The 1,042-nt window shown below is 28.9% G+C and carries 2 protein-coding genes; both read right to left on the bottom strand.

The window, feature by feature from the left end:
* Positions 1 to 479: 479 nt before the first annotated feature.
* Positions 480 to 845: a helix-turn-helix domain-containing protein gene (locus CRYPD_RS07720; protein ID WP_138146988.1), complete on the bottom strand. Its 366-nt coding sequence runs from the start codon at positions 843 to 845 to the stop codon at positions 480 to 482.
* On the bottom strand, positions 842 to 1,042 hold a 201-nt coding region (locus tag CRYPD_RS07715), incomplete at its 5' end, for a type II toxin-antitoxin system RelE family toxin (protein WP_342211703.1). The genes CRYPD_RS07720 and CRYPD_RS07715, both read right to left, overlap by 4 nt.

The raw sequence follows: 1,042 nt of genomic DNA, 5'->3' as shown, positions 1-1,042 counted from the left end.
TCAAACAAACAAGGTGTTTTTTAGATTTTTATGGAAAAATACGGAAATTTTGAGCTATTTTTTTTGAAAAATTGCAAGGGTTGAAAATAGGATGGGGAATTATGAATTATGCAAAGGTTTCATAAAGAATAAGTGCAGATGAATTTATTAATAACGCAATAACACTAAAGACTACGCCCTTAAAAAGTCGTATCGTCATTACTGACGAATAAAATAAATTTATCTATACAACGATAAGCCAATACACAAAATAACGGCTTAAATCTAAAATTTGGGCTTCTTAATTCTATTGGCAGCTTATCAACTATCTAGGTAAAGACGGCTAATAAATTAGCCCACTTTGATTTTTAAAGCTGAAGCCTTTCGACACGACATCCAATAGATTACCCATATTTACGAAGAGCGTGTAAATATGGGTAAACTATTTACTGCCTTTCAGCTAGATAACGCAAGCGTTTATTTTTGAATTCAGTATGCTGTCAATCAATTAAATCGTCTAAGTTAACATTAAGAGCTGTCGCAAACTTTGTTAACTTTGGCACATCAATTTTTTGTTTGTTATTTTCTATTTTTGAAATAATAGATAAACTAACTCCTGTTTTATCACTTAATATTTTTGGCGTTAAACTCCTATATTCACGCCAAATTTTAAGATTAGACTCGTTGCTTAATAGTCTTTTCATAATATCCAATGGTATCAGCTCATCATTACCCAATTTAATCTCTTGCTTTACTTTTTCAATGAGTAGAGCATCATTAAAATCTTCTTTTAATAAGTGCATAAATTTATAATCCGTCATTGGAATAACGGCATATTCTTCATTATTTTTAATTAAAGTCATCATTTGTAAATATCTCCTCTTTTTTCTATTTTATAAATTTCAATATTACCATTCTCCATAACGAATAAAATTCGTAAAAAACCAACTCTTAGACGATATTTATCGATAAATCCATTCAGTTTAACAACATCACCTTTTGGTAACTTTTCGATTGCATTAAAAACTTTTTCTTGGTATCTACAATCTATTTTTAATAATTG

The sequence above is a fragment of the Bathymodiolus heckerae thiotrophic gill symbiont genome, from assembly GCF_900180345.1.
GTDB lineage: Bacteria > Pseudomonadota > Gammaproteobacteria > PS1 > Pseudothioglobaceae > Thiodubiliella.
The sequence above is the reverse complement of the archived record's forward strand: the minus strand, read 5'-3'. Positions and strand labels throughout refer to the sequence as shown.